Annotated in this window: 20 protein-coding genes and 2 tRNA genes; 1 reads left to right on the plus strand and 21 read right to left on the minus strand. The window is 43.8% G+C overall.

Going from position 1 to position 26,449, the window contains the following annotated elements; translation table 11 throughout:
- Positions 1 to 33 precede the first annotated feature (33 nt).
- The 21 genes from EFB08_RS12095 to EFB08_RS12195 form a co-directional block, all read right to left on the minus strand.
- Complete coding sequence (locus EFB08_RS12095; RefSeq protein WP_123127233.1) at positions 34 to 1,503, minus strand: lipopolysaccharide biosynthesis protein; 1,470 nt, start codon at positions 1,501 to 1,503, stop codon at positions 34 to 36.
- Between the two features lie 8 nt (positions 1,504 to 1,511).
- Entirely contained in the window at positions 1,512 to 2,177 is a 666-nt protein-coding gene (locus EFB08_RS12100; protein WP_227006318.1) for a polysaccharide pyruvyl transferase family protein, read from the minus strand.
- Between the two features lie 301 nt (positions 2,178 to 2,478).
- Entirely contained in the window at positions 2,479 to 3,399 is a 921-nt protein-coding gene (locus EFB08_RS12105) for a glycosyltransferase family 8 protein (RefSeq protein WP_123127235.1), read from the minus strand.
- Positions 3,400 to 3,498: 99 nt separating this feature from the next.
- Positions 3,499 to 4,692, minus strand: a complete 1,194-nt coding sequence (locus EFB08_RS12110) for a glycosyltransferase (RefSeq protein WP_123127236.1) — start codon at positions 4,690 to 4,692, stop codon at positions 3,499 to 3,501.
- A gap of 65 nt (positions 4,693 to 4,757) precedes the next feature.
- Positions 4,758 to 5,534 carry a glycosyltransferase gene (locus EFB08_RS12115; RefSeq protein ID WP_227006319.1) on the minus strand — a complete coding sequence of 259 codons (777 nt, stop codon included), beginning with the start codon at positions 5,532 to 5,534 and terminating at the stop codon, positions 4,758 to 4,760.
- An 89-nt stretch (positions 5,535 to 5,623) separates the two neighbouring features.
- Positions 5,624 to 6,481, minus strand: a complete 858-nt coding sequence (locus EFB08_RS12120; RefSeq protein ID WP_123127237.1) for a glycosyltransferase family 2 protein — start codon at positions 6,479 to 6,481, stop codon at positions 5,624 to 5,626.
- Between the two features lie 191 nt (positions 6,482 to 6,672).
- On the minus strand, positions 6,673 to 7,569 hold the full coding sequence (locus tag EFB08_RS12125) for a glycosyltransferase family 2 protein (protein WP_227006320.1): 897 nt from the start codon (positions 7,567 to 7,569) through the stop codon (positions 6,673 to 6,675).
- The gene (locus EFB08_RS12130) at positions 7,527 to 8,105 is read right to left on the minus strand and encodes an acyltransferase (protein WP_193553970.1); all 579 of its coding nucleotides are present in this window, start codon (positions 8,103 to 8,105) and stop codon (positions 7,527 to 7,529) included. The genes EFB08_RS12125 and EFB08_RS12130 overlap by 43 nt, the downstream gene beginning before the upstream one ends.
- Positions 8,106 to 8,216: 111 nt before the next feature.
- Complete coding sequence (locus tag EFB08_RS12135) at positions 8,217 to 9,425, minus strand: glycosyltransferase family 2 protein (protein WP_193553971.1); 1,209 nt, start codon at positions 9,423 to 9,425, stop codon at positions 8,217 to 8,219.
- A 132-nt stretch (positions 9,426 to 9,557) separates the two neighbouring features.
- Positions 9,558 to 10,757: a glycosyltransferase gene (locus EFB08_RS12140; protein ID WP_123127239.1), complete on the minus strand. Its 1,200-nt coding sequence runs from the start codon at positions 10,755 to 10,757 to the stop codon at positions 9,558 to 9,560.
- A gap of 114 nt (positions 10,758 to 10,871) precedes the next feature.
- Positions 10,872 to 11,825, minus strand: coding sequence for a glycosyltransferase family 2 protein (locus EFB08_RS12145; protein WP_123127240.1), 954 nt, complete (start codon positions 11,823 to 11,825; stop codon positions 10,872 to 10,874).
- Positions 11,818 to 13,140 carry an O-antigen ligase family protein gene (locus EFB08_RS12150; RefSeq protein WP_165864880.1) on the minus strand — a complete coding sequence of 441 codons (1,323 nt, stop codon included), beginning with the start codon at positions 13,138 to 13,140 and terminating at the stop codon, positions 11,818 to 11,820. Before EFB08_RS12150 ends, EFB08_RS12145 begins: the two co-directional genes overlap by 8 nt.
- A 270-nt stretch (positions 13,141 to 13,410) precedes the next feature.
- Positions 13,411 to 15,594 (minus strand): GumC family protein, encoded by a 2,184-nt coding sequence (locus tag EFB08_RS12155; protein ID WP_123127242.1) that lies wholly within the window; start codon positions 15,592 to 15,594, stop codon positions 13,411 to 13,413.
- A complete protein-coding gene (locus EFB08_RS12160) occupies positions 15,591 to 16,334 on the minus strand; it encodes a TolC family protein (protein WP_165864881.1) in 744 nt (247 codons plus the stop codon). Before EFB08_RS12160 ends, EFB08_RS12155 begins: the two co-directional genes overlap by 4 nt.
- 12 nt (positions 16,335 to 16,346) lie before the next feature.
- Positions 16,347 to 17,507: a sugar transferase gene (locus EFB08_RS12165; RefSeq protein ID WP_227006321.1), complete on the minus strand. Its 1,161-nt coding sequence runs from the start codon at positions 17,505 to 17,507 to the stop codon at positions 16,347 to 16,349.
- Between the two features lie 12 nt (positions 17,508 to 17,519).
- Positions 17,520 to 17,900 carry a response regulator transcription factor gene (locus EFB08_RS12170; protein ID WP_227006322.1) on the minus strand — a complete coding sequence of 127 codons (381 nt, stop codon included), beginning with the start codon at positions 17,898 to 17,900 and terminating at the stop codon, positions 17,520 to 17,522.
- A gap of 554 nt (positions 17,901 to 18,454) precedes the next feature.
- On the minus strand, positions 18,455 to 20,335 hold the full coding sequence (locus EFB08_RS12175; protein ID WP_123127245.1) for an ATP-binding response regulator: 1,881 nt from the start codon (positions 20,333 to 20,335) through the stop codon (positions 18,455 to 18,457).
- 283 nt (positions 20,336 to 20,618) lie between these two features.
- A complete protein-coding gene (locus tag EFB08_RS12180; protein ID WP_123127246.1) occupies positions 20,619 to 21,998 on the minus strand; it encodes a sigma-54-dependent transcriptional regulator in 1,380 nt (459 codons plus the stop codon).
- A gap of 559 nt (positions 21,999 to 22,557) precedes the next feature.
- Positions 22,558 to 24,243 (minus strand): ATP-binding protein, encoded by a 1,686-nt coding sequence (locus tag EFB08_RS12185; protein ID WP_165864882.1) that lies wholly within the window; start codon positions 24,241 to 24,243, stop codon positions 22,558 to 22,560.
- 1,109 nt (positions 24,244 to 25,352) lie between these two features.
- A tRNA-Lys gene (locus EFB08_RS12190) sits at positions 25,353 to 25,425 on the minus strand.
- A gap of 69 nt (positions 25,426 to 25,494) precedes the next feature.
- Positions 25,495 to 25,567, minus strand: a tRNA-Lys gene (locus tag EFB08_RS12195).
- 138 nt (positions 25,568 to 25,705) lie between these two features.
- Between EFB08_RS12195 and EFB08_RS12200 the strand changes: the two genes are divergently transcribed.
- Positions 25,706 to 26,401 (plus strand): SH3 domain-containing protein, encoded by a 696-nt coding sequence (locus EFB08_RS12200; RefSeq protein ID WP_227006323.1) that lies wholly within the window; start codon positions 25,706 to 25,708, stop codon positions 26,399 to 26,401.
- Positions 26,402 to 26,449 lie beyond the last annotated feature (48 nt).

Consider the following 26,449-nt stretch of genomic DNA (forward strand, 5'->3'; position numbering starts at 1 on the left):
ATGCTGGGCAAGCCAATATCCCGAACCCTTCCATCAATTGTACACTTTTTCTTGTTTCAAGACCTTTACCTGTACGGTTTCTACCATGTACTTCCTGTAAGCACCGGGCATGAAAAGATAAAGCAAAGAACAATAAGTTGCCCCTCCCAAAGCCACCAGAATAATCAACCTGAGGATCAAAGGAGTGGAAACCAAATAGGTGGCTGCTTGCGCCAGAACGAGCACCATTAGGAAGGCAGACAATAAAGCAGGAAGCAAGGCCTTCACATATTTCCCCCAATTAACGCCGGTAAGTTGCAGGGCGCACCAAACCGAAACTGGATAAAGCAGGATGGCTCTTCCGGCAAAAGCCAGAGCAGTAGCCAAAAGCCCAAAACGGGTAAAAATCAAAAAGGCAGTAACATTGGAAATTGCATACAGCAAAGTAAGCCTTGTCTGCCACTGCGGCTTGTTTTTAGCCACCATGGTACTTTGGTTGTAGTACCCAATAGAGGTCAGGAAACCAATGATGGTTACCACTTGCATGATAGGAACCGAGGCAAGCCATTTTTCCCCTAAGATAAGCAGGGTGATATCTTTGGACAGCATGGCAATTCCAGCAAAAATGGGAGCCGTGACCATGGCCGTTAAGGTCGTAGACTGGAGGTAAATCTTAGCCAGACCTGCCTCATCGTTCTGGAGTTTGGAAAACGCCGGAAGCGAAACGCGTAGGAGCGCGGTAGAAATTACCGTATTCAAGGTGCTGGAGATTCGCTTACCCGTGGTATAGATGCCGGTAGAAACCGGACCCAAGAAATACGTCACAAAAAAGACATCGCTGTTCTGATTCGCGGCGTTGCTCAGATTGGTTAAAGCAATGTATTTACTGAAATTCAGGATTTCCTTCAAAGAGGTCTTGGACACGTTCAACCCCGGACGCCAGGTAGTGGTAAACCATAACAAGATTAACTGGGTAATGGCTGTTGTCAATTGCTGAGCCAGCACACTGGTGACGCCGAACCCCTGCATGGCCAGGTAAACCCCAACCAAGCCGCCTAACCCCACAGAAATAATAGACCTGATAGCGATGGTTTTGAAATCCATCCGGCGTCTGAGCCACACCTCGTGGATACTGGACAAACCTGTGGTAAGGATGATAAAACTGGTGGCCCGCATCACAATAGCCAATCCCTTAGAATCAGTCAGGTCCTCAAAAAAACCCGCGGTGAAGAAGAGGAACAGAAACGCAGGGATAGAACAGCCTAAACAAAGCCAAAAGCCGGTATTGTAATCAACCTCCTCTGGGTTCTCCTTCCTCACAATGGCTGTCACAATACCATCATTGATGACGGCCACAAATATGTTGACAAACACAAAGGAAAAGGAAAGCAAACCAAATACTTCAGGCTCCAGCAACCTGGCCAACACTACAAACACAGACAAAGTAATAGCCTGCCGAAAGAAGTTATCTATGATAGCCCAAATTGTACCTTTAAAGAAAGTTTTACCTGAATGATCAGCCATCTGATTTCTTATTTCTCCCAAAGGTCTATTGGGAACGCAGCTAATAATTTGGTGGCATCAAATTGCGGCGCCGGCATTCCGCCCATTTCCAAAGCTTGGGCTACAGAAGTGGCAAATTCAACTTCTCCCCTTCCTGTTCCCATCAGGTAATCATTGTATTTGAACAGGTTCTCGGTTTCAGTAAACCTGATGTAACAAGCCGGAATCCCGAAAGCTTCGGCGATGATCAAGCCGTGCAAAGAACTGGCTATTACAAATTCGGCCTTCAGAATTTCCTCCACGCATTTATTCCAGCCCCAGACAGGAGAAATCACGTTTTCTAAACCCAGGGACCTCACTGTTTTCAGATCATGCAGGTTAGGAACCACCACATACCGTTTCTGGCCTGTTTTCCTGAATCTACCCGGAAAAAGGTGGGGAAGAAGCAAAGCAGGATCTCCGTATACCTCCGGAACCGGGATTCCCCGCTTCTGTAGAAACTCTCTGGTAAGCGGACCCCGAACAGCCCGTACATCTAAGGTGGAGAATTGGTGCTCGTTTACGTCTACCTTGCCATTCACGCCGGTTCCCCAAATCACATCATTGTCATGGGCGAAATGCATTACAGAGCCAATCGCCAGCATGGTTCGCCGCTGTATGGTCTCTTCCTCCAGTAAATGATTTCTGTCTGACAAGACCTTTGACACAACTACTTTGGACAGGTGATCTCCAAAATTCAAGGTTCCATCCAAAGGTTTCCAATAGTACAGCTTGACATGGTTGAAATTCAACTCTGCTTCAGATACGGGCTCTATTGGGTTTGAAAAGGAAAGTCTTCTTTTTATTTTTTCAGACAAAAACATAATGGCTTTACTACTTTAAAGAGAAATGAAAAGGCTAAAAAGGCAATTAAAACCCAGGTAAACCTTCTCTATTTACGTTGTCTTCCTCTCCTACTTTCAGGAAGCAATTTCGTGTATTTAATAATATATTAGCTTAATAACCAGGCACTATCAATATATTCTTGCCAAAAATTTTCTTCATTATTTTACGCACTTTGTTCCGGGCTTTTGCATAGTAAATTCTGGAAGAACTTATTTGGCTTTCTCCGTTCCAAGGCGTTTGACTCAGATAATGGAAGAAAAGGTCTTGGTAAGACTGATTATAATTATAGGACTTATAAATAGGCTTCGTTGACATGAAATGGATAATGTTTGGGTCAGCATGATCCCCTTCGGCGAAGTAATTCCACAGGCCATCCAATTCCTGCCAATGGTCTGCCAGCAGAACATTCAGGCCGTATTGGTCAGGGAAATTAGCGAAGTCTTTATTTACCTTGATGCACTCCAGAACTTTGCTGGTGATGTTGGCGGCTTTCCACTTTTTTATGTCTACCATCAGCAAACCAGTATTAAAGTACTTGGCACTCCCCTCCAAGTTAAGCTCCTTGTAGTTGGCTACCCCGCCCCATCTGCAATCAATGGTTTTGATCCTTGAATCAGTAACTGCTGCTATGATCTTGTCCTTGATATCCAGGTTCCAAAGAAGGCTGATGTCTTTCTGGACGATCATATCAACATCCAGGTAAATCACTTTCTCTACCTTCTTTGGCAAGAAATAAGAGATAAACAGCCTCATGTAGATATTCAAAGGCCAGGAACTCTTGTCTAAGGGCAGCTCAATACCGGAAGGAACTGCATCTGCCATATTAATCCAATGCAACGTAGTGATGGCAGGGTTGACAGACGCTTCCAATTTCTTCTTCGTCTTTTCTTTGACATTATCCTCCACCACATAAAACTCCAGGGGCTCTTTTGTTTTATGATTGACCTCAATGGATTTTATCAACGCTGCCAATAAAATCACATAGTGATCATCAGAGACAACTACAATTGAAATTGGAACAGATCCATTCATAATCTAAGGGGAACTTTAACCACTAAAAACACTTTCTGGCCAAAAACGGGAAAACACCCCAAAAACGGCCAGAACATAGAGAGGGAGCAAACCAATATTTCAATAGGCGCTTTCCAACTCAGGGTAAATTGACTTCATAAAAACCGACACCACATTCTCCCAGGTAAACTCTTTTGCAAAATCCTTTCTTCTTTCCTGCTGATCCTGTGAATTCTCCAGTAGCGCCTTCTCTGTTTGAGAGATAAATTCGCTTGAACCGGTAGCCAAGTAGGTTTGGTCCTGAAAAACCTCTCGCATGGTATTGGTGGAAGTAGCCACCACCGGTTTCCCCATGGCCAGGTACTCAATCACTTTGAGCGGGAAGTTACTGTTAGTAATATCATTGAGAATCTGCGGATTGATACAGACATCAAACCCTTGCAGATAGGCCGGAACATCCTTGGTATGCTTTAGTCCCAGAAAGTAGACATTTGGTAAATGATGGAGTTCACTTGCTTTAAAGTCGTCATCTTCTTTGCCAATCAAAACGAAACTCCAGTCAGGCCGGGCTTTTGCCAGGTCTATCATCAAAGCCAGATCTAGCCTTAGCGTGATCAACGCCCCTACATACCCAATAATAGGCCCCGGAATATCTTTCAAATCCTGCGGAATTGGTCTAACCTTTTCAGAAACATATTGGCTGGCATCAAAGCCGTTCCCGATGTAAAAACTGTTGCGGTTGTATTTTTGGGCTCTTTTGGTAAAATCATGCGAATTACACACCACCGCATCAGATTTCTGCATCAACTTGGGTTCTAAACTAGCCCCATGCTTTCTCCAATAATCTAACCCCAGGGTATAATCCCGGTCTAAATACACATACTTCTTAGGCTGCAGAATTTCCTTTAGATAGTAGCTCCTGAAGATATCTTTGTCATTCACCAGTATGAATTCGTCGAAGCCTAATACCTCCAATGCCTCTTTGATATCTTTCCCTAACCGCTCGTTATTCAATCTGTTCAAAAGGGAAAAAATTGGAGTAAAGGGCACCCAATTGATAGACTCAATGACCCTTTTGGGGTTCAACGCCCATAAATTGGTGTCTAACTGCTGAAGAGTGTCTTTCTTGTTTTTGATGGCCTCAATGTGCGCGGTGACATATTCATCATTGTGGGAGGCCAGAGTCGCCCGCCGGTCAATGGGAGAGTTCACGTACAGCACTTTGTGGTTTTTTGCCAATTCCTTTGCCAGACAAGTGGAGGTAGACTCTCTATCTGTATTGATTCTTTGCAGACTGACAAAAACGAAGTTCATAACGAAAGGGCTAAGAAGCGAGGCTAAGAAATCACCTCCAAATTTTGACTTGATACGTCAGGGTCTTACCTGGCAAGATGTAGATCGAAGTTATATTTCACTTGTCTGTAAATATCTCTGGCAAAAGAGACAAGAGGGTTTTTGCTCTTCGTCCAGTCACTTCTAATCAGAGTACTTGGCTCCTGGTCTGTGTTGATCTGGTGGAAGAGCGATTGGTAGTCATTGTAGAACAGTCCTCTTCCTTTTTTACGGATGAAGGAAACACACATGGCGTACTCGCATTTGTCAATACTCCCTTCTTCTTTGTATCGGCCGAACTTCTGCAGAAACGTGCTTCTCCTTAAATGCGGATGGTCACTATAGAAATAAACCTTTTTGTATTGAGGAGCAAACGGGTAGATATACATCTCTGAGAAACCCTTTCCAAATGGTTTTAGATAGGGATACAAGAGGTAAGAATAGTACCGAATGATATCCAGGTCTTGGTGCTCATCCATGATCTCCAGGCTTTCCTGCAGCTTTCTGCAGAAACCCTCCTGCGGGTCAAAATCTTCCTGAACATACAGGGTGTAAGGGGTTGTCACAGCGTCTTGCCCTTTGTTGATATTATTCCCTAACCCCCGGTTTTGAGGGGTAGTAATCAGTTTGAACTTGTACTCCTTTTGTAATTCATGCAACCGTTGCAGGTGTTCTGGCTTACTTGCATCATCTGACACTACAATCTCGCCGAAGGCACAATTCTTATCCCGGAAACTCCTTAACAGGCGCTCTAAAGAAGAACTTCTATTATAATGGGTAACTAATAAAGAAACTTCTTGAAAGGTGTACATATCATTTCCCATTAGGGTGGCTTACTCTTAGGTAGGTTTTAAAACCCCTTTAAGGTATTTGGTTTGACAAATAGTCCGGTTTTCTTGCTAAGTACGGTGCCCTATTTATTAGTCATACTTATGTTCTTGGGCATTCGGGTGTTAAAGTGATTTTTGAATCTCTTCAGCTCTTTGATAATCCTGGCATTCAAAGCTTGGGAGAAGTTTCCGGTTCTCTGTAAGGTGCGTGGGCTAGTCCAGGCACGGGCTTTATTTGATCGCACCTGCTTTATTTTCCCGTATTTCATCAACCCTAAACAAAGCTGGCCATCGTCTCCCCAGAAGCTTGTTTCTATAAACCCAACCTTTAAACCGTATTCTTTTACATACCCCATGCTAAGTCCATAGGCATTGTAGTAAGGTCGGTTCAGTTGCCGGATTTCAGAAATCACATCCTTCAAAGACTCTAAAATGTATAGTTTCCACCGGGGAAATCCTGGTTCACTTATGAAGGAATAACGGCCATAGACACAAACCACATTTGGTTTAACTAAAACCTTCATCATTTCATCAAGCCAGCAAGAGGGATAATAGCAGTCTGCATCTGCCAGGAGAATATACTCCCCGGCGGCATTTTTCTGTCCGGTTTGCCGAGCTGGGCCACACCCCTGTTTGGCCTCAAATAAGGATCTCACATGGAGTCTGTCAACAGTATCTTGGGTCCGGTCTTTTGAGTTGTTATTGATAACAATAATTTCAAATGGGATTTTAGTCTTCATCTTGGACAAACTGGCCACGCACCGCAGGATGTTAACCTCTTCATTCCAGGCAGAAATGAGGATACTTACCAATGGCCGCTTACTTTGCACCCTATCCAAGTCCGCGTTTATTTTGTCAAATACGCTGGCAGGTATTTGCTCAAAATTCTCATAATCAAACTTCAGGTGATTGATCCATTCCGGATTGGTGATAACTCTCATGAGAAATTTAGTTATTAATTATTCACAAGATGATTTTAGCCATCCTTAATTTAAATTTAATCTTATATTCAGGCTATAAATTTAACTCAAAATATATATTTTGTATATTATTTTTACTTTTTCTTTTAATAAAATATGATTACGAACAATTTCCTGATTAGTTATTCCGCTCTCCAAGTTCTAAAACTCCCTTAATCAAGTTTGTTTTGACTCCATTTTTGGGTGAATGCCAGCATTACATCATTTTTTATGATGCGGAATTTCAAATACCACCACCTAAGAAACAAGATGGCTGGAACCCGCTGCTGTCTCCAACTTACCCGTTCCATGGTGCTAGGTTCCTCTGGCGAGTTCTTTTGCTCAAAAAGGGCGGAGAAATTCTCAAAGTACACCCCTTTTCCCCTATTCTTGATAAATGAGAGGCACATTTTGAATTCGGTGATATCGCCTTTCTTCCCTTCTACATACTTCCCAAATTTATCTAAGAAATTGCTTCGTCTCAGGTGCGGGTGGTCACTGTATTGATAGAACTTTAAATGGTTTGAAAACCAGGGCTGACCCTTGAATACCATTTCAGAGAACCCTTTTTCAAACGGTTTTAGGTACGGATACCGGAAATAAGCATAAAACCGCACCAAGTCTATTTCCTGTTGTTTCTTTAAAATCGTTAAGCCGTCCAAGAAGTGTTTCGGGAAAGCAGGCTTGGGCACAAAGTCCTCCTGAACATAAAAGGTATAAGCCGTCTTTACAGCATTCTGACCCTTGTTCATGTTATGGCCCAACCCCTTGTTTACCGGAGTAGTGATCAGTTGAAAGTGAAATCTACTTTGGAGTTTCCTGAGCGCATTCAAGTGCTCTGGCTTGCTTCCGTCGTCTGACACAACTATATCTTCAAAACCACAACTAAGTTCCTTGAAAGAGGTAAGGAGGCGTTCAAGTGAACCGCTTCGGTTGTAATGGGTGATCAGCAAGGTTACATCATGAAAATAGTGTTTGGGGTTGTCCATGTCATTCAAGTCCAAAAAATCTGGTGCAAACCGCTCTTTTAGATAAGAACCGGTTTTTGTAGCGTCTGTAATTTCTCCCATTGGGCTGTATCGAAGTTATACTGCTTGAGTATTCTTGCTGGATTCCCTCCCACCACTGAGTAAGGAGGCACATCTTTGGTTACTACACTTCCGGCTGCCACAACAGAGTGTTTCCCTATCCGTACGCCAGCCGTAATCACTGCATTCGCCCCAATCCAACATTCATCTTCAATAACAATCTCCCCCGTGGTACAGGGTTGGTCTTTGATAGGCACCTTTACATGCTCATACCCATGGTTCAATCCCGATATCACCACATGCTGGGCAATGATGACATGGTTCCCGATGGTTACTGGCCCGATGACCACATCAAATAGCCCCACAAAGGTGTTTGCCCCGATATGTACCGGACCCATGCCATTGTTGATGACCGCATAATCTTCTATCACAGAGTTCTCCCCCACTGAAAACGGGTTGAAGGGCAGGACATCCAAACGGGAATTAGGCCTGAAAACGGCATCATTCCCCTTTTTGTGGTAAAAAGGGTTCATGAACTGCCTCACCCACCACCGGGGCTTCGCCTGGTTCTTGGGCATAAGCAGGTAAAGGGCCAATGCCTTTAGCCGAGGGTCAGTTTTTATTTTTTGAACGATGCTCAATTTGCTCTTGTTAATAGTAAGGATACCTCAGTACTTCTGCAGGTTCATTCAAATTGCTTCACTTACATCTTGCTGCCGAACCAAAATGGTAGGGCTTGCGGCTCTATCTGCTTTCTCCCAGGCAGCGGGTTGGGCTTTCCGGAAGAACCGGATGAACCCCAGGAACACCGCCAGATTCATCATGGAGAAATAAAGCGGCAGTACCAACGGCTTTATCTTTTTGCCCTTCAGTTCAGCCTTCCAGCCTAACCAAGCCAGGAAATAGAAAAGCACCTGTGCCGTGAAAAGGAGTTGATTGAATAAGCCACCTTTCCAGGCAAGGCTAAAGCTGACCGGAATCAGAAGGGCTAGCATCAAAGGGGCAAGGCTCCAGCGCAGCACCCGATGCGAAACATACAGAAAGGTCACAATCGGTTGCCGGAACGGATTCAGCAGTGCGCCCAACCGGAGCATAGATTGCCAACCGCCGGCACAGATTCTGACCTTCCGCTTCATTTCTTCCTTAATGGAGGTAGAAGGGCTTTCCGAGGCAAACGCCAACGGCTCATAAACAACTTTGAAGCCTTTCTCCACTATTCTCAGGGACTGCACGAAATCGTCCAGAATGGTGTCTTTTTCAAGTGGTTCAAACAAAGACGACCGAAACGAAACCAATTCTCCCGCTGCCCCCATTAAACTGTAAATCTCAGAATCACAGCGTTTCAGGAAAGACTCATACTTCCAATACAATCCTTCGCCGGCGCCAGAGGCAGACTCCAGGTCCAATACTTTCTTCTCGCCTGAGACGGCACCCACCTGGGGATCCTGGTAGTGCTTTATAATCTCCTGCACCGCTTCTTTGTTCAGGAAGGAATTACAATCTGTGAAGATGACAAACGGCGTTTCCACGAACTGCATAGCTCTGTTCTCTGCCATGGCCTTTCCTCCGCGGACGGGGGAATGCAGATGAAGCACCTGCGGGTAGGCAGCCAAAACTTCAGCTGAATCATCGGTAGAGCCGTCGGTGATAAAAACTATCCTGAGTTTCTCTTCGGGGTAATCCAAGGAAAGGCAGTTCTCAACTTTGCTTTCCAAAATGAAAGCTTCGTTGTAAGCCGGTACCACAAGTGTCACCTCTGGCTCAAAACCCCGCAAAAGGTATTTCTTATTATTCTTAGTCTTCCATTTGGCCCATACCCATACCACCAGTGCATACCCAACGTAGGTATAAAACACCAGGGCTAAAGCTACCCAAAGAAGTACTCCCAAAACTTCCATATCCTGTACAGGTAAGTGGTAGACTATTGGTCTTTTCTAAAGGCATTTAGGCCGCTGAAGAAACCTAACAACAGGAATAAAATGGCTGGGAATGCAAAAATTTCAAATGGCATGTTCTTATAATTTAGAGGATTACACTTCAGTAGACACTTGTTTTACTTTATGCGGGGTAGACAAAAAAGAAGACTTTGCTTTTTTAATCTGGAACAAAGCTTTCACCATGCAGAACAGGGCGTAAGGCAGCTGAACCATGGCTTTTACTAGTCTTTTGTCTTTGTAGAAACGCGCTGGCAGGGCAATAAAAAGAGCCGAACTTAACATCAGGAGCAACACGGCCCAGAACAAAGGTGAAGGGCCTACAGGCACAATAAAAGATGCCAGGAAGAAAAAGCCCAGCACTCCAATCAACAAGATACGGGGCACCAGAAACGCTTGAACCACTTTGTTGAAGAACTCGAAGTTGCCGTTTTTCACCAGCTGCACGACTCCTTCCAGAGCATATTTTTTCAAAAACTCAATTTGGGCGGCAATCCACCGGGTGCGTTGCTGGGTGAAAACCTTTGCGTTCTCTATTTTCTCGTCATATACATACACCTCATCCAGGTAGCAGATCCTTTCCTGATCCTTCACTATCCTGAAGTCTAGCTCTTTGTCCTCGCCTACCGTTTCCCCTATGCCTTGTAAAAGCTTTTTCAGGTATTGGTAATCGAAGGCCATTCCGGAGCCGATCAACGCCGAGGACATTCCCACGGCATAATGTCCTTTCCGGTAGATGGTGTTATTGATTTCCTCATTGCAGGCGTCCAGGAAGGCAAATGACGAGTCCATGTTCTTGGCGGTCCTATGCCCTTGAACAACTTTATAGCCTGCATTAAAGGCTCTGTTTACTTCCTGCAAGAAGCCAGGGCCCATGATGTTGTCAACATCCAGAATGGCCACTATGTCATAGGCGTTCTCGGGCAGAGTATTCAGGGCCGCAGCCAGTGCTTTGCCTTTGGTGCTCTTTTCGAAAAACACCTCCAAAACGCCTACACCTATGGTTTTCAGCTCCTGGATGGTTTCAGATTCCAATCCATCGGCGATCACATAGACATCAAAATCACCGGTATAAGCATGCTTCAGGGCGGCTTTACTGGTTTCCAGGATTACCTCATTCTCTCGGTAAGTGGGGATTAAGACGCAGAAACGGCGGTCTATTCTCAGTTTTTCTTTAAGCGGTTTCGCTTTTATAAGACCGGCCAAGGCGAAGAACAGGAGGTAGCAGCAGTTGAACAGGAGAAAAGCCCCTATCGCATAAAGAAGAAGATCCACTACTGTTCCCAAAATAGCCATGTGTGTTTTAAGCTTGTTTTAATCAAATCCGGCCAAAAGCGGTATTCCTTTTTTTGGCCACAAACTGCATTTATAATCTTTTATCTCATCTGGCAACAGCCTATGCTGAAGCAGCTATCCTGGTGAAGGCAGGGCCTCCTCTCTGGGAACCTTCCCAGACAAACTAGGCGTAACCTTGCTGTGGATGTTTCGGGCCGTTAGGTTCCACCATAGCCCCCTTGCTAATGCTTTTAAGTGTTTCCCCTCCCGCCTCAATCCAAATTCCAGCGCCTTCTTTGGGATGGCTGCCAGCAAGAAAATCAGCATGCTGGTCCATTTAGGTCCGCCGGTAATGTTCCTTCTGATAAATAGGAGACGGTTTCTGTTCATATAATAGGTTTTAAGCACCGAGGCTTTGCCCACTGAAACAGACTCTTTGTGGTACACCACTGAAGGAGCTACGTAATGACAGGTATAGCCTGCCCTTTTTATCATTTCGCACCAATCCAATTCTTCATAATACAGGAAGTAAACCTCTGGCATCAAACCCGCTTCTTTGATAATGCGCATAGGCACCATCATGGCGGCTCCATCTGCTAATACAGTTGGGCGGGAGGTGTCATGCTGTCCTTTATCCTGCTCCAGCTGCCCTATGGTGATGCTGCGGCCCGTCCAGGGATTGATGCCTGTAGAGCCGGCATACTGAAGCACGCGATCTGTCCCGTAGTAGATGATCTTAGGGGAAGCAATTCCAACTTTCCTATCCCGCTCGAAGAGTTCTACCAAAGGCTCCAGAAAATCGGGTTCCACCTCGGTATCGTTGTTCAGAAACAGGAGGTAATCTCCTTCTGCCTGGGCTATTCCCAGGTTATTTCCCCCGGCAAACCCAACATTGACCGAAGACCTGATCAATTTCACCTCTGGGAATTGCTCCTTGATCACCATTGGGTCATCGGTGGGAGAGGCATTGTCCACGACGATAATCTGCAGGTTTGGGTATGTTACTTTCCGAAGCGATGCCACCATTTCACAGGTTACTGCCGCTTGGTTGTAATTCACCGAAATAACTGACACCAAAGGCTTACGCATGAGCTTCTACCGGCTGAGCTTCTTTGTCAAGTTTAGGTCCCAGGAAGATAAATGCCCACGAAATATAGATGATCATGGAAGAAGGCATCAGGTTCATGATCTCGTTACTATAACTACTGATGATAATACCGGTGTAGCCCGCTGTAAGTGCTGTGAGCTTGAATTTGAGTCCCTTGTCTTTGGTATTCCAAACGATGCCGCAACTTTTCCCGATGATGTACATCATCAAGCTGATCCAGATGATAAAGCCCGGTGTACCGAACTCCGCCCAGACCTTAACCCAGTAACTATCCGGCGGAATGGAAGCCAAATAGGTACCCTTGTTATAGTTACGTCCGGTAAACCCAATTGCTCCTACCCCACCACCAAACGGGTGACTGCTAAGGTACCTTTCAATCCTAGTCTGGTTTGTAAGGCGCAGGTTGAAAGAAGCATCGTGGGGCCGAAGCGCCGAACGCATCCTTCTGATTTCAAAGTGGCTTTGCCCAATGGAAGTGAACTTCAGAAAACAGAACCCCATCACCACAATGAGCAACGCCATGGAGGCAATCTTAAAATTTTTGGTGATGAACACGATTACGCCCAATCCGATAAAAATGGTGAAAATTGCACCCCGTGTTCCTGAGATAGATTCACCGTACAGAAAAGCCATGGCAGCCAAACCGCAGAGAACTCTTTTCCATATTTTAAAGGGTCCGAAAGCCAATACCAGGGCGATTACGAAAAGGTGAGCCTGTGAAGCCCCAAACTGGCTGGCATCGGTGTAAAAAGAAAAGGCCCGTAACTCTCCAAAGATTAAGTGGGTCAGGTACCCCGAGGTGGTTAGCCACATTTGCTCCGCCGGGGTAAGGCCAAATTTCACCTGCTTCACCCCGTTCAGAGTAGCCAGTAAGGATAGCGCAATAATCAAGATCAGGAAAGTATTCAGGTCTTTCTGGGTATTGAAAATCATGAGGCAAAGAGGCACCAAAAGCATCCAGAGTAAAGGATACCTGAAATCCAGCATCCACCCCATGATATTGGAACCAGCCGGGTTAAATAACTCAAGAATGTAAATCAGCGTCCAGGCAAAGCCAAGTACACAGATCTCTTTGGTCAGATAGGACCAATCATATTGTTTAGTTGTGTGAAAAATGACCCCGAGCCAGGTAAGCCCAAGAAGGGCCTCCACCCCATAGATGTACGGATAACCACCACCTATTTCCCTGGCCAGTAGGTTAAATAGAAAGCAATAGATGACTAAGGCAATCAACCCAACTTTAGGCTGCTTGAAGACGGAGTACAGAAAAGGAACAACCAGTAAAATGCAAAGCATTAAACCGGGCACAAGAAAACCTAACTGAGCGGTAAGCCAGCCTATTCCAATTGCAGTTAAAGCAATCAGGGGTAACAGTAAACTGAATACTTTTTTATCTGAAGAGATTTCAAGTTGCCTCATGGTGGTTCGCATTTGTACTCATCTTTTATCTGCTAACCCAGAGGGTTAGTTAAACCTTTCCCTCGCATTTGTGTGCCAAAGCAAGGGAAAGGTTCTCTGATAAAATATTGAATTGAATATTATATGATTCTTGTTATATAACTCTTGTTAAACTGTTTCTAAAGCGGGCAGTCCTTTAGGAGAAGGAAGCACTTTCTGATCCTGGAGCATCTGCTTTGGTCTTACCACTACCATTTCTTTGGCATCCTCTGGTCGCACTGAGCTTAGGACTGTCTCTATTGGGGCATTGGTAACTTTCTGGATGTTTTCAAACATGGTTTTGTCTGACTGTTGCCAAACTCTGTTTGATTTCACCGTTAACAACACTAGGTCCAGGTGCTTGAACAGAGACACTGGGTATGTTTCCTCCAAAAGGGCCGGGAATTCTACCAGCACTACGGCGTTATTCAGATAGTCAAGTCCGGCTAAATCTGAAACCGAGGCATCTGTCAGTACTCCTTGCAGTGGCGAGTAGAAAGCATTATGTGCATCTGGACTTACCGAGCCTTTGTGGTTCTCTGGGTGCAGCACTTGCGTTTCGATTCCCATGGAGATCAGGTTATTGGCCAAGGCTCTGCAGAGGGCGGTTTTGCCTTCTCCTGACATGCTGCTCAACACACCTACCACGAAAGGATATGGTGAATCTTTTTGCTTCATCTTCAGAATCAGCTGGCGGGCAAGCTGGTCTTCAGCATTCTGAGCCAGAAGCAATTGCTTTGAACTTGAGCTCACTGCCGCTGGAAGAACTCCAAAAATGGGGTATTCCATTTTCTTTACTGCCACAGATGGCTTCCGCAATGAATCATCCAACAACTCACGGGCTAACAATACACCCAGGGTCAGGAAGAACACGCCAATCGAACCGAAGAGAATCAGGAGAATGCGGGTCATTTTTGCGGGGCTTCCTGGCAGATAAGCCGGGTCAATCACCTTCAATTGGGAAGCCAATTCAATGTTCTGTTGGTTCAGCTTGCTTTGGTTCAGACCTTCCAATTGCGCCAGGTAATCCTGCTCAGCCATGGTCACCTCGCGGGTAAGCTTTCTGTTCTCATCACCAAGCGGCATCAGCTTTGCATATTCCTGGGTGTACTCAGAGCTTTGCTTGTCAACCAAGTTACGTTTGCTCTTAAGTTCTTCTAGTAAGAAAGTGGCTCTAACCCAGTCATTAAGCAAATTGGGAGTTGGCAACCCTTGCACTGAGTGGGTGTTGTTGTAGTGCTTGTCCACGGAAGACATCATCTTTTTGGAAAGATCGTCTGCTTCCTTCTTTAAACTAGCTAAGCGGCTGGCTTGCGGACCATTTGCATTTCCTTTGTTCAGCAGTTCCAGTTCTACAATCTCGGTTGTCACCTTAGAGAGTCTTCCTTTCAATTGAAGTACTTCCTGGCTGTAAAGGTTTGGAATACCTCTGTTTTTCAAGCTTTGCTCCAGAGACCGGAGGGTAGACAAGGCACCTGCATATTCTATTTCAAGGTCCTTTCCTTTAGCCACCAAAGAGCTCTTCTCACTTGTGGTGCTTCCAACCTGGGAATTGTAATCAATGATACCGTTCACCTGCTGGAACCGAAGCAGACTTTCCTCCGCGTTCTTCAGTCTTTCCTGCGCTTTCTCTGTGGTTTTCACAAAGTGGTCCACAACTGACTCAGCCTGAGCAGTAAACAGTGTCCTATGCTTCTCAAACAATAACTTGGTAAGCATATCCAAGGTGTGCTTGCATTGGGCAGGATCTCTGAAGGTGTAGGTAACCTGCAACAGGTCACTGTCTCCCATCCGCTTAGATTCAAGGGCAGAAAAAGCGTCTGCCGAATACCCCAAATCACTGTTATAGATCACATCGCGGATAACGTTGTTCTGAGTTGCGTTGAAGTAGGCCGAAAGGTTCTTTGCAGTTTCCTCTACCGTTCCAGCCACCAGTCTGCTTCTTAAAGAAGCTGGGATCAACTCTTTCAGTTGGTTGTAGGCTTCTTCCCCAATGATATTCGGGTCATGTGCCTTTAACATCAAGTGTGAAGCCAAGAGGCGGAAACCCAGTTCATCTCTCAGGTCTCTGGAATCAAGGATAGAGATTAAGTTCGCAAACCCGTCTTTGGTAGCCTTGTATTGGGTGCTGCTTTTAGTTACATCACTGATATTGTACCCGGATGCAATACCCGTGTAAATTGTAGTTCCTGATTTATATTCATCCACCTGATCTTTGGTAAAGAAGAAGATAGAGGCTGCCGTTACAGTAGTTACCGCAATCAGTAGGAACCAGTTCCGATTTATAAGTCTAAAGATGTCTGTGAGTTTCATTTGCTTTGTATTAAGTCGATTATTCTAGTTCCGATTGTTTCTTCCATCATTAAAAGCTGGGTCTCATAGTTGACCTTCGCTGTTTGTAAGGCGGTGGCAGTGCTGGTATAAGCCTGCTGCACGTTAGACATGGCGTCTATCATTATTTCGCCGCTTTTGAATTGTTTCTTGGCCAATTCCTGGCTTACTACTGCGGTTTGATAAGCTTGTTGCTGTAACTCCAACTGTGATTTTGCCAAAACCAGGTTCTGATACAAAGTGATCACGCGCATCCTTACCGCTCTTTCCGCCAGCTTTCTGCTGCCTTCCACTTGGGTAATGGCTAAATCCTGGTTCTTAAGGGTGTTATGGCGGCTAAGGAGCTGGCCTAAGGGCAAAGACATGGAGAAACCCATAGAGTATCTGGCACGCAAGGGAGCGTCAAAGGCATTGAAGGAATTCACCGGCTCTCCGTTGGAATTCCAGTTATTCATACTTCCGTAGGTATAAGAGGAGTTGATGGAAAAGCCGCTATAGAAATTTTTACGGATAATCTTTTTCTGTTCAATAGATGCCAGTTTAGCGGCTTCTGCATTCTCTAACTCTGCTGAATTGGCAATGGCTGTTTCAATCAAAATGGGCAGGGCATATTCTGAATTGAAGAGCTTCTTTTCCCAATCGGCTCCTTTAGCAGGGGCAGTTTGGGCTGAGGCCACCAGACCATACAGGGCCAAAAAAAGTGCAAGCGAAAGTTTTTTCATATTCATTATTTGTTAAACATTTTCTTTTTGAAACATTGCTGGTACAGTCTTGAGCAGGATGTATAAGTCTTTCTTCATTGAGAACTTTCGGGCATATTCTATATCCAATGCCTTGCGCTCCTCCTCTGACATGTTCTTTTTACCTCGCTTGCTTACCTGCCATAAACCAGTGATCCCGGCAGGGGCAATAAAACGGGCTGCATATTCGTCTGTGGTTATTTTTTCAGCCTCATAGATGGGAAGAGGCCTGTTTCCTACAATGGACATGTCTCCCCGTAAGACATTATACAATTGTGGTAATTCATCGATGCTGGTGTTGCGAAGGAACAGCCCCAGGCGCGTTACCCTTGGATCATTCGCGATTTTGATGAAGGCAGGACCAGTCTTCGTTTTCTTTGATTCTATGTATTGTTGTTCACAGATGATTTTACCTTGTTCGTCAATCAACTTGTTAGCGCACTCCAGGCTGCCTCCCGCACAGGCGGTACAAAGGGTAAACCCCTCCACATTGAATTCCTTGGCAGGCGCCTGGTACTGGTTGAAGACCTTGATAGAGTCCAGTAGTTGGTCTGCATCTTGTCGCATGGACCTGAATTTCCAGAATTTAAAGATCTTAAATCCCGTACCCACCCGATAAGAGTAATAGAAGGCCGGTCCTTTTGATTCCAGCTTAATCAATAGCGTGATAATCAGCAAAATTGGAGAAAGACAAAGAAGCGCAACAGAAGCTACAACAATATCAAATACTCTTTTCCCTAAAGGGTATCTGTATGCATAAGCATTCTCAATACTTGATTTTGTCTCCATTCTTTTGGCTTGGGCTAAGTAATTGATTCTGGTAATTAGCTTTTCCTGATCAGGCTTTTGGCAGAAGATATCTGACACTCCTGCTGCCATTAACATTCTCTGCAAGGTGGGAGGAACTGGGCTATTGGCTAACCAGATCACAGGAGTAGAAACCGTGTATTTCTCTTTAATTGCCCTTAACAAATTGATGCCTAAAGGAGATCCTGGTGACGCAGCATTTATTATTATATGGTACTGATCGCCTCTTTCCAGTGATTGTAAGAAAAGCTTAGGGTTGCCAAAATGCTTTATCTCTATACTCTGACCAAACTCCGATTTAAACCCATCTGCTTCCTGCGTGTCCGGTGATAGAAAAACAACCCTCATCCCCACTTCTCCTTAAGATATCTTTACTCTTTTAAGAACATTTTTTATTCTTATTTCAAGCTCCTCTGGATTAAAGGGTTTGATCATATAATCATCTGCTCCACTCCTAAGGCAAAGGATTTTGTTTCTTGACTCCTCTTTTCCAGATAACATTATCAAAGGAATATCTTTGAATAAAGTGCTGGCTCTTAGCTGTTTGATAAAATCCAAACCATTCATAAAAGGCATTTCAAAATCAGCAACAATGGCATCAATGTGATGTCCTTCTTCCAACCAAGCCATGGCTTCTTTTCCATTTGATTTTACTACAACCTGATAGGCTTTGGAGAAGTAATGTTCCAGTATCAATCCTATGGTAGGCTCATCGTCCACAATTAATATACACTGTTTCATTTTTATCTTTTTTATAAATACTATGAAATTACCGTGCCAATATTGTTTTTGTATTAAAATTTAGTAGCAGAGTATAATTTATACAGTTTCCTTGCTATGCTTATCCCATTTTGGGAATACCGGTTCCAATCTGGGACTTAAGAAGAATATCAGGGAGAACAAGGAGATGTAGAAGGTTGAAAAAGGGCTTTTCACCTTAAGACTGATAACACCTTAACAATACTTTTTGGTGTACTCTTGTTATTTTATGGTTGGTTTACTAAATAAGGGCTAAAAGAGATTATTTCTTTAGTTTTCTTCTTATACATTCCAATTATTTACAATTATTATTGCTTTCGAATTTATACAGTTTTTTGATTATAAAAACGCACTATTTGGCAATTGAAGACTTAAAAAACAATTAAGCCTTCGCAAGGCTATTATTCATTTCTTAAACTTTATTTAATATTCTGCTCCCTTAATCTAACTTCACCAACCTATTTAATTCATCTATTTAATCAAATGCTTATTTAGAGTCGAATTTAAAAATTCACCCCAAAAACAAGACTTACTTATCAAGAGGCATCCAGTTCTTTTGAAAACATATCCATTACTTTCTGAGTAGTTTCCTTCACCACCAATAATAATTTATTAATCTCAGGAAGGTTGGTTTGGGAGCCTGAGATTTCTTCAATGCGTTTCATGGCTTCAGCTGCTTTGGTGATTTTGATGTTCCCATAAGTGGACTTAAGGCTATGTGCAATAAGAGAAACAGCTTCCCACTCCTGGCGCTGAACTGCGTTTATTAATTTAGACAATTGCTCTGGCACAATTTCAATGAAAAGCTTCTGCATTTTCCTGATAAAGACACTGTCCTCGGCCATATTCCCCAACCCAGAGAAGTCAAACAAAGGTTGTTCTTGTTCTCCTTTCTTTGGCTCCCGGGTAATCTGTTCCCTAGAATGATACCCGGTGTTTTTGGAAATACATAGATATAAATCAAAGGCGTGGTAAGGCTTCCTTAAGAAATCAGCATAACCAGCTTCCCTGTATTTCTCAAATGCAGTGGGTTCAGGATTATTTGTAAAGGCCACAATGGGAGTGAACCGATTGGCTCCCTCCAGGCTCAGGATTTCAGAAGCAACTTCATTGCTATCTGAATCCATCTCTTCCACATCCATTAAGATTAAATCATAGCTTTCCTGAGTGGCCATCCTTTTACCTTCCTCTCCATTGATGGCTATGTCCAGTTTGGTGTTCCAGTTCTGAATTTGGTGTTTGACCAATGCGTGGCTATTCTCATCTCCATCTACCAAAAGCAGTTTCAATCCTTTAGCTTGCTCTGGATAGATTGAATTTTCTTGAGGTAACCCTTCCTTAACCTTAGCTTCCTGTTTCTGCGGTATTATTGGAAAAGAAAGCATAAACTCTATACTTGTTCCCTGATCCTCATTTTCTAGCAGCCACGCTTTTCCACCTTGCAGTTCAATCAACTTTTTGCAAGTATAGACACCTAAGTCAATTCCACTACGGTTGTACTTCTCATCGGCTTGCTGCTTTGTTTCAGGTTTAAACAATCTGGTTAATGCTTCATAGTTTTGATCCAAGCCTAAATTGCTGATGGAGAATTGCAGGGTGAGCATGTTTTCAACTCTTTCTCTTTGAAAAAAGGAAAACAAAACCTCTTTGCTCTTGGTGTACCTAATGGCACATTTGATGACTTTCACCAAAACCAGGTTCAGGTAAACCGGATTGATTTCAACCGGCGGGATTGGTCCTTCGGGCTCTCTAAACCGGACCGTCACCTCCTGATCCGCGGCTTTGGTGATGAGGGGTTGCATGATCCCCCGGATGAAAGCTGCAATATCTACGGTTTCTGTGGCTACTTCAAATACCCCGGCTTCTACCCTGGCGTACTCCAAAACATCTTTAGGAACTTCCAGGATATAGTCTGAGATAGAAAGAATGGAATTCAGATACCTTTTCTGGTCTTTGCTGATGAACGTTTGCTTCAGGAGCCTGACCAAACTTATAATGGCGTTGATAGGAGCTTCCAGTTCCCGGTTGACTTCCGCCAGCAGTTTTTCCTTGGAGGCAAACGAATCTTCTGCGATCTGAATGGTCTCTTTCAGGTTGGTGATTTCGGCAGAGGTTGAAAACAACCAGCGTTCCCCAGATTGATTCACAACTGGCTTTTTCACCGTCAGGAACCAGGCTCCCCTTCCGTCTTCTAGTTTATAAAACTCCTCTATTTCATTTGCCTCATTCGCTTCAAGCACCTCCAGATCCCGTTCATAGGAGAAATCGAAATCTACTGCACCTTTTTCAAGCACTTGGGGCAAAGTTGATCTATGTAACGAGGCATAAGCGAAATTGGCCCAAACTATTTTCCCTCCGGAATCTTTGATATAAGTGGGATTGGGGCTTTCCTCGAAAATCTGGTAAATAAATTGCATAACCTTTTAACAACAATTCCATCCTTCCCCACCATTGTAGTTCTTTGGTACAAATCTTTCTGCTTCTATTCTCTATTATTCAACTTAATACCTGCCTACACCAACCTATTATTTTTTTGTAAGCCAATGTGTTTGTAAGCCAATATTCTTAACTGTATTCTAAATCAATTCAGATTCATGAACAAATAAACCGGCCAAATGCGTCTGATAACAGATTCACGTTTAACGCCTTGTTTTCTACTTTTAGCCTCAAAACAGCTGGCTTACAAGGTGCAGAGTTGGGTTAGTACCTTTTCTGCTCAGGAATAAGCACATCTCCTTTTTGGATCATCCTGTAGATGGTAGATTTTCCGACTTTGAGCTTATCGGCTACATAGACCACATTGTAATTGTATTTATCTAAATAGCTCTGAACCATTTCGTGAATATACTCGTCCAGAGTTTTTTCCTGGTTGGCAGACCCTGAAACGGCCTTTTGCAGTTGAATATCATTTTCTGTCACAGAGCTGGAATCTGAGAGGACTGCGGCCAACTCTACTACTGCCTTTAGTTCCCGCACATTCCCTGGGTAAAGGTGGCCTAGGAGCTTTTTTTGCGCTTCGGAGGTGAAGGTTTTGTCCTCTAAATCATTCTGCTTGCAGAAATCTTTGAGCACCTTATGCGCTATCAACAAGATATCATGCCCTCTTTCCCGCAGAGGAGGCAAATGGATTTGGATACCCAACAGCCTATAGAATAAGTCTTCCCTGAAGTTCCCTTTCTTCACTTCATCTATGAGGTTTCGGTGGGTAGCGGTGACAATCCGGACTTTCACGGGAATGCTCTTGTTTGATCCTACGGGTGTCACTTCGCGCTCCTGCAGTACCCTGAGAAGCTTTGCCTGCAGGTTAAAACTCATTTCCCCTATCTCATCCAAAAAGAGTGTTCCTCCGTTTGCTTCTTCGAATTTTCCCACCCTACGGGAAGTGGCCCCAGTGAAAGCCCCTTTTTCGTGCCCGAAGAGTTCACTCTCCAGCAATTCAGAAGGTAGGGCGGCGATGTTCACTGCCACAAAAGGCATCTTAGATCTTCTAGAATTCTGGTGGATGGCTTTGGCAATGAGTTCTTTCCCAGTACCGGTTTCGCCAGTTACGGTAACGTTTATGTTATTGGCTGCGGCTTTCTCCACCAACTGGTATACCTTCTTTATTGGCTCAGACGAACCAACCAAATCACTGCCCAGGGAGTATTTTTGCTTTACTTCTTTGCGCAAATCCTCTATTTCCCGCCTCAGAGATCTATTGTGTTTAATCTTTTCTACAATGCTCCAAAGACGCTCTTTTGTTTCTTCATTTTTGACGATATAATCATATGCACCCATCTTCATCAGGCTCACCGCTTTTCTGATATCCTCCTGGCCTGAAATGATGATGATGTACGAATTGGGGCTCTTTTCCAGAACCTTCTGCAAAACCTCCTCTCCAGTGATTGAAGGAAGATGATAATCCAAAGTAATGATGGTAGGAGCGTCTGTTAAACGCCCCAGAAACTCATCAACCGAGTTGAACACCTCTACTTCATGGTCAGGGTTGGTTGAAAGATGATAGCTCAGGAACTGTGAATACCAGAGATCATCCTCAAGAACGAAGATCTTAGCAGAACTGTCATTTTGTAAGCTGGACATGGAGATCAGAAAATAAAATATTCAATAAAAACAATTAACTATCTTCTATTGCCAATTTAAGAAAGTATTTGGACAATAGTTAATTGTGTTTGCACTTCTCTGCACCTATTTATCAGAAACCGCAGGTTTATTAAATATTTTTCTTTTAAAATTGGACGCTGAACAGGTCATACTTCTTCAACTCAGGTCCTTTTCTATTCAATTAAGACTTGATCAGACATTTCACACCAATCTACGTCATCAACTATAGAGTTCTCTACCTCTGATTGATTAAAAAGATAAAGGCTGTGAGTAATTGGGTGGAGTAGTAAAAGGAGGGTTGATGCCTGAGAGGATCACAAGGAAGAGGCTTGTTAACAATAGATCGCCGCATTCATACATTTGGTTCAGACAGAAAGTACTGGCTAATTCAACTTATAATCAGGCAAATTCTCCTTTTAACCGAAAACACCTATTACCCTTTGTCACTGAGTAGGTATTCATTCTAAAACCATCAAGGGAAGTAGATTTTCCCTGAACCTCCCGGGCCCTAGGGATCATACATGGCTTGGCGCCCTCCTTAACAGGGAACCTTGTTCAGGTCAATATGTTGGAGTAGTTTATTGAACAAGTCTTGCGGCACAAACGGCTTGGTCAGATAATCATTTACCCCGGCTTCAACAATTCGTTTACGTTCCGCATCGCTGGCATTAGCCGTTAAGGCAATAACCGGCACCTGGAAACCTGCCTCACGCAAAGTAGATACCGTCTGAAAACCATCCAAATTTGGCATGTACAGGTCCATTAGGACAAGGTCATACTCCGTGGAGTTAATCTTGGAAAGGGCAGCTAACCCATCTTCGGCGGTATCAACTTCTGCATGCCAGTTGGTTAACAGCTTTGTGGCAACGGTTTTGTTCATAACGTTGTCATCTACCACCAATATTTTTACTCCTCTTAGTTTAGAATAAGGAATTTTACTACCTGCTGATTTAGGGAGCGTAACCAAAGAGGCTTGCGGCTTCACAAATTTCAACCGTACACTAAAAATTGATCCCTCCCCTTCCACGCTTTTCACCTGGATGGTTCCTTTATGGAGTTCCACCAGGTTTTTGGTGATAGACAAGCCAAGGCCGGTTCCACCATATTCCCGATGAGTGGATGTATTTACCTGCGTAAAGCTATCAAATATAGCATCCTGCTTTTCTGCCGGAATCCCGATACCGGTGTCAGACACAGAAAACTCCAGCACCCACTCTTGGTTGGTCTGGTAGATAACCTCTACCCCCAACTTCACAGAACCGTGCTCTGTGAATTTGATGGCATTGCTCAATAGGTTGTTCAGAATTTGCATCAACCTAACCGGGTCACCGGCTACTTCTGCAGGAGTACGCGGGTCTATGGAAAGATCAAAGTTGATTTTCTTTTCCATAGACCGAAGGCAGAGTGCCTGGTGCGTATTCTTCAGGAGGTCCTTTAAATGGAAGTTCACTTTTTCCAATTCTACCTTTCCGGCCTCCATTTTGGAGTAATCAAGGGTATTGTTGATCAGGGCAAGCAGGCTCTGCGAAGAGAAGTGAATGGAGTTCAGGTTTTCTTTGTACTCCTCCTTCAATCCGTCTTCCTGTAAAAGCAGGTAAGTAAGGCCCATGATGGCATTCAGAGGTGTACGGATCTCATGGCTCATATAAGAAACAAACTCGGCCTTAACCTGGGCCGCATGCTCTGCAGCTATCTTTTCTGACACCAAAGCCCTTTCTTTTCTGACCTGCTCAGTGACATTCTGGATAGTACCTATCACCTTGGTTCCCTTTGTGGTTCTGGAAATAGATTTACCTTTCACCCGCATCCAAAGGGATTCTTCCTCCCCGAGCACCTCCACCAAACAATTCAGATCTTCCCCGTTATTAACCAGTTCTTCCCAGGCATTGATCAGGTATGCCTGCCCCTCTTCGGCCACATACGGCAAAAGAGACGCAAAACTGGTCAGGGTTATGGAAGAGGGAATGCGTAGCAGATCATAGATATATTCTGAACAGAAAAAAGCTTCTGATTCTAAGGAATACTCCCAGAAACCAGCTTCTAATAAAGAATTAACCTCTTCACTTAAAGAAGCGGTCTTGGACAGACTATGTAAGTCCTGAGCGGATTTTGCATGCACCTGAATGTCGTCGATGCTGTTTATGTAAGAACCTAATGGGAAGGCTTTAGAACCTTCAAATCTATAAAGACTGAATTTCGGTGGAACACTGAATATAGTATCCATCCCGTATCCTCCTTCCTTTACGTTGCTCCTAAAAGAGCTATCTCTGAAAACGTAAAAACCTGAATTGGCATAAGAACCATTCTGGAAAGCCGTCCCAAACTGAACTGCCTCCCCAAGGCCTATCATCTTTCTTTTCCAGGCCTTATCTGTAGAAATAGACAGAAAGGCCATCACTTGCTCTTTCACCAAAGTAATCACTGACTTAATTCCTTGGTTAAAACTGCTAAGCGATATGGAGGGAGTAGGAATTTTAAATAGCGTGTCTATTCCCTCTAAATGCTTTGAATAATAGGAATCACTGGTAGTTCTTGGAAATTGCAAGGACTGCCACTCATTCATATTAGAAGACTCATTAACGGAGATTGGAGCAGACTTCATAAATAATATATTTATTCATTCCTTAGGCCAAATATACAATAAATTATTACTTATGTTTTGTTTTGGGCTTAATTTTTGAAATTAAGCCCAAAAAAATATATGGTTTACCTTATTTTTATAAAATTAATATAAATAAAGTACAATGATAAAAATTGTTATTGGTTCCTTCTTTTCAAGAACCTGATTGATAATTTAGCCTAAACTACCCTTTTTACCTTGCATTTTCGCGCCTTTTCAAACTAAAAAGCAAACTGAATTACAAAATCCTAAAAGTTTACTTAAAGTATTACCTTAATAAATTTATTTTAAAAATGAGCAAAACTCAAAATGAAACTCTAATTGACTTTCAACCACTTATTCCTTCTTTACACCACGCGAGAACTTCTTCTATTGCGGCTGATTCTTTCCAAAATAACTAGTTTACCAAGGCCTAAGAAGCAGGCACTTAAGAGAGCAGACCCTTTTTAACGGGGCCTATAAAAAAAGTTTCACAATCTACTGGTAAAATTTTTATTACCTCTGACAATCGCCTAACCAAGCCCAATAAGGGCAAAAAATATATGAGACAGGTAGAAGGCCGTTTTATTTTTTTGTAAATAATGACTTACTAAAACCCCAAAGTTTTGCAATCGCCGGATAGCTCTCCTTTGAAAACCTACCGACAAATCCCCAAAACAAGAGAGCGAAAAAGAAAAAGCCCCTCTTTCAAACGAAAGAGGGGCTTGCAGAAGTGATCCCGCTGGGATTCGAACCCAGGACCCATACATTAAAAGTGTATTGCTCTACCAGCTGAGCTACAGAATCAGAAAACGAAAGAAGGTGGTAAAAAAAGCCTTCCCGACTTGTGAGCCGGAAAGGCTTTTGGAAATCAAGTGATCCCGCTGGGATTCGAACCCAGGACCCATACATTAAAAGTGTATTGCTCTACCAGCTGAGCTACAGAATCTTTTTACTACCTTTGCTTGTAAGGGCGTTACCCTTATTTGCGATGCAAAAGTATCATCACTTTCTGTAAATGCCAAACATTTTTTTCAAATTTTGCCTGCTTTTTTGTGCCTTTTGCCTCTTCCGGATGCAACCCATTATGGCTCAATCCTCTAACGCAGCATTAACTCAGGCAGATTCTTTATTCAATCAGCACCGATATACCCAGGCCCTCAGGATTTATGAGCAGTTGCTCTCCCAGAAGCGAATTTACTCTCCCCAAATGCTTCTGAAGATGGCCTACATACATGAAGGCTTGCAGCAATACACCCAGTCCATGCATTACCTGCAGTTGTACTACAGCAAACATCCCAGCAGGTCGGTGTTACGGAAAATGGAGGAAGTAGGGCTTCAGCAGCATCTTTCAGGCTATGAATACACCGACTGGAACTTCTTCAAAACTCAGTTCTATAAATATTACGTCCAGATACTGGAGTTGCTGTTGGTAGGGGCCGTTATCTGCGTGACCCTGCTCCTGGTCAACTGGTCTAAAAAGAAACCCATCAGCCCCGAGGCCAAAGGCGGGTTTGTCCTGTACCTGGCCTTTCTCTTCTACTTCGCTAATTTCTTGAGCCTGGACCAACAAGGCATTATCCGGTACAGCAACGTGCCCATCATGACCGCTCCCTCGGCGGGGGCTGGGTTAGTGGCCACCGTGAGCCTTGGGCACAAAGTGAACATCCTTGGAGAGCAGGACATTTGGTACCGAATAGAATGGGAAAACCAGACAGCCTATATCCGGAAGAATAACCTGTTGCTTCTTCCCCAACCCCTGGGCGTTAAAAAAGTATTCTAATCCACTTCGGGTACATCACAAACCCAATTCAGTGGCTTTTGCTTTTGG

The sequence above is a fragment of the Rufibacter latericius genome, assembly GCF_003721515.1.
Taxonomy (GTDB): Bacteria; Bacteroidota; Bacteroidia; order Cytophagales; family Hymenobacteraceae; genus Nibribacter; species Nibribacter latericius.

Coding starts and splice junctions, on each gene's coding strand:
- EFB08_RS12095 (WP_123127233.1), bottom strand. CDS start 1,503: ATGGCTGATCATTCAGGTAAAACTTTCTTTAAAGGTACAATTTGGGCT.
- EFB08_RS12105 (WP_123127235.1), bottom strand. CDS start 3,399: ATGAATGGATCTGTTCCAATTTCAATTGTAGTTGTCTCTGATGATCAC.
- EFB08_RS12110 (WP_123127236.1), bottom strand. CDS start 4,692: ATGAACTTCGTTTTTGTCAGTCTGCAAAGAATCAATACAGATAGAGAG.
- EFB08_RS12115 (WP_227006319.1), bottom strand. CDS start 5,534: ATGGGAAATGATATGTACACCTTTCAAGAAGTTTCTTTATTAGTTACC.
- EFB08_RS12120 (WP_123127237.1), bottom strand. CDS start 6,481: ATGAGAGTTATCACCAATCCGGAATGGATCAATCACCTGAAGTTTGAT.
- EFB08_RS12125 (WP_227006320.1), bottom strand. CDS start 7,569: ATGGGAGAAATTACAGACGCTACAAAAACCGGTTCTTATCTAAAAGAG.
- EFB08_RS12130 (WP_193553970.1), bottom strand. CDS start 8,105: ATGCCCAAGAACCAGGCGAAGCCCCGGTGGTGGGTGAGGCAGTTCATG.
- EFB08_RS12135 (WP_193553971.1), bottom strand. CDS start 9,425: ATGGAAGTTTTGGGAGTACTTCTTTGGGTAGCTTTAGCCCTGGTGTTT.
- EFB08_RS12140 (WP_123127239.1), bottom strand. CDS start 10,757: ATGGCTATTTTGGGAACAGTAGTGGATCTTCTTCTTTATGCGATAGGG.
- EFB08_RS12145 (WP_123127240.1), bottom strand. CDS start 11,825: ATGCGTAAGCCTTTGGTGTCAGTTATTTCGGTGAATTACAACCAAGCG.
- EFB08_RS12150 (WP_165864880.1), bottom strand. CDS start 13,140: ATGCTTTGCATTTTACTGGTTGTTCCTTTTCTGTACTCCGTCTTCAAG.
- EFB08_RS12155 (WP_123127242.1), bottom strand. CDS start 15,594: ATGAAACTCACAGACATCTTTAGACTTATAAATCGGAACTGGTTCCTA.
- EFB08_RS12160 (WP_165864881.1), bottom strand. CDS start 16,334: ATGAAAAAACTTTCGCTTGCACTTTTTTTGGCCCTGTATGGTCTGGTG.
- EFB08_RS12165 (WP_227006321.1), bottom strand. CDS start 17,507: ATGAGGGTTGTTTTTCTATCACCGGACACGCAGGAAGCAGATGGGTTT.
- EFB08_RS12170 (WP_227006322.1), bottom strand. CDS start 17,900: ATGAAACAGTGTATATTAATTGTGGACGATGAGCCTACCATAGGATTG.
- EFB08_RS12175 (WP_123127245.1), bottom strand. CDS start 20,335: ATGCAATTTATTTACCAGATTTTCGAGGAAAGCCCCAATCCCACTTAT.
- EFB08_RS12180 (WP_123127246.1), bottom strand. CDS start 21,998: ATGTCCAGCTTACAAAATGACAGTTCTGCTAAGATCTTCGTTCTTGAG.
- EFB08_RS12185 (WP_165864882.1), bottom strand. CDS start 24,243: ATGGATACTATATTCAGTGTTCCACCGAAATTCAGTCTTTATAGATTT.
- EFB08_RS12200 (WP_227006323.1), top strand. CDS start 25,706: ATGGCTCAATCCTCTAACGCAGCATTAACTCAGGCAGATTCTTTATTC.